The organism is Butyrivibrio sp. (assembly GCF_017433805.1).
In the GTDB taxonomy this organism is placed as follows: domain Bacteria; phylum Bacillota; class Clostridia; order Lachnospirales; family Lachnospiraceae; genus Butyrivibrio.
This window is the reverse complement of record NZ_JAFRGN010000044.1, coordinates 1-2456: the sequence shown is the minus strand read 5'-3', so window position 1 is coordinate 2456 and position 2456 is coordinate 1. Positions and strand designations below refer to the sequence as shown.

Annotated in this window: 3 protein-coding genes; 2 read left to right on the top strand and 1 reads right to left on the bottom strand. The window is 39.9% G+C overall.

Annotated elements, in window-relative coordinates:
- On the bottom strand, positions 1–254 hold a 254-nt coding region (locus tag IJI01_RS11465; RefSeq protein ID WP_292190355.1), incomplete at its 3' end, for an AraC family ligand binding domain-containing protein.
- 240 nt (positions 255–494) lie between these two features.
- On the opposite strand from IJI01_RS11465, the gene IJI01_RS11460 reads away from it, so the two are divergent.
- Both IJI01_RS11460 and IJI01_RS11455 read left to right on the top strand, forming a co-directional pair.
- Complete coding sequence (locus IJI01_RS11460; RefSeq protein WP_292190352.1) at positions 495–1436, top strand: ABC transporter permease; 942 nt, start codon at positions 495–497, stop codon at positions 1434–1436.
- 15 nt (positions 1437–1451) lie between these two features.
- Positions 1452–2324, top strand: a complete 873-nt coding sequence (locus IJI01_RS11455; RefSeq protein WP_292190349.1) for a carbohydrate ABC transporter permease — start codon at positions 1452–1454, stop codon at positions 2322–2324.
- Positions 2325–2456 lie beyond the last annotated feature (132 nt).

Below are 2456 nucleotides of genomic sequence, written 5' to 3'. Positions count from 1 at the left end.
TCGTAGCTGCTGATATCTTCCAGATCCAGACCGTGGAAAACCAGCGGACTTGTAAAGAAGATGTCGCCACGTTTCATTTTGAAGATTTCAGGCTCTATCATGATATTTACATCTCCACGAAGGAAAAGAACTATTTCGTAACCATCGTGATTATGCACAGTTTTGATGTCTGCAGGTGTAACACGAGCGGTTTTATGCTCGCAGATGTATGGCCTGTCGATCATACTGTACGGATATTCAAGATTTTTTTTCATACTATTCCCCCGAAAAATGTATGTGAAAAATAAAAAAGATCAAACAAAATAGAAATGTACAATATTTATAAACAAAATTCCCCAAATGCACATCTCGTTGTGCAACATTATATCGGAAAATGCAAAAAAATGCCATATTTTTGTGTATTTATGTATAATTCCTATACTTTATCATTAAAGAATCTTATATTAAGCGTTTTTCGCTCAGGGGGAAAGAGTAAAAAGGTTTAGGAGGAGAAAATGGCTAAAAAATCGGGGATAAAGTCTAATGCCAAATTTGGCGTCTATATGAAAAGATATTGGCAGCTATATGCTATGTTATTTCTGCCTTTACTGTATCTTTTAGTATTTAAGTACGCACCTATGATCTATGTTCAGATCGCATTCAAAAAGTACAGTCTTGTTAAGAGCGTTTGGGAGCTTCCTCTTGCAGACAATCATGGTTTTGAGTTCTTTATAAAAGCTTTCAAGAATAATGACTTTAAGTATGCGCTGAGGAACACGCTTACACTTAATTTGCTTGATCTGTTCTTTGGTTTCCCAGCACCAATTATTTTCGCACTTGTTCTTAATGAACTTTGCTTTACACGTTACAAGAAGGTAGTGCAGACAATTGCTTACATGCCTCACTTCCTTTCATGGGTCATCATCTACAGCTTGGCACTTCAGCTTCTTGCACCTAATGCGGGTCTTGTTAACATGATCATCAAGGATCTTGGCGGAGAGGCAATTCCATTCCTCAACGATGAAACACATTGGATCGGTAGCTATATCGGATTTGGTATCTGGCAGAACTTTGGATGGGGATCAATCATTTATCTTGCAGCTATTGCAGGCATTAACCCAGAGCTTTACGAGGCAGCTGCTGTAGACGGAGCAGGCAGATTCCGTAAGATGTGGCACATTACACTTCCTGGAATCAAGCCTACAATCGTAGTACTTCTCATCATGAGCCTTGGTAACATCCTTGGCGGCGGTTTTGATAGACCATTTGCATTCCAGAACAACCTGGTAATGAGAGTTGCAGATGTTATCGCAACCTTCGTATATAGGGTAGGTATTAAGGGTCTTCAGTTCTCGCTGACAACGGCGGTGGGATTATTCCAGTCGGTAGTTGGTGTGTTCTTCCTGTTAATGGCAAACTTCATCTCACGTAAGCTTGGTGAGAGAGGAATCTGGTAAGGGAGGACAAGAGAAATGAAAGTTAAATCAAATGCAGATAAGGTGTGGGATATCGTATTCGTTATCATCTGCCTTATCGTAAGCGCAATGTGCGTTATTCCTATGTTAAACCTTCTTGCCAAGTCACTTAGCTCAACAGATTTCCTGGTAAGAAACGAAGTTTACATTATTCCCAATGGCTTCAACTTTGATGCCTATGCAACTGTACTTAAGGATCCCAAGTATATCAGAGCATTTATTTGGACAGTATTCCTTGCAGTTATCTGCACAATCCTGTCACTTACTATGACAACACTTTGTGCATATCCTCTTATTTTTGAGAACCTTAAGGGAAGAGGATTTATCAACGTATTTATCACTATCACAATGTTCTTCAACGCAGGTACTATTCCTAACTACCTGCTGATGCAGAAGCTGGGACTTCTCAGTAACCCACTGGTTCTGATCATCCCAGGTGTGATGAGTGTTTACAACATGATCATTATGAGGAGTTTCTTTTACGGAATTCCTGACAGTTTGAGAGAATCAGCTGAGATTGATGGAGCATCCTTCTTTAAGATCCTTGTGCTGATCTACCTGCCACTTTCCAAGCCTGTTATGGCTACACTGGCTCTTTTCTATGCAGTAGGAAGATGGAATGGTTACTCAGATGCCCTGATGTACATGAGAGATGATAAGTTCTATACATTGCAGCTCCTTCTGTACAACATCATCAACAACATCAATCAGGTAGAAGTAGCAACACAGGAAGGTTTCTCAGCACCTGGTCTTGCTGAATCACTTAAGGCAGCTATCGTAATGTTCTCTACAGTACCTATCCTTTGCATTTATCCGTTCCTTCAGAAGTACTTCATCCATGGAGTAACTCTTGGTGCGGTAAAAGAATGAGAACCTAACGAAGTGTTTTTGAGTTTGGTTCGAATTCTTGTTCCGGCGAGTCTGTAACACAGACGAGATCGGAACTTCCTTATTGGTAGTAATTAAATTTACACATATATTCAAACGGAGGTATAGTTATGA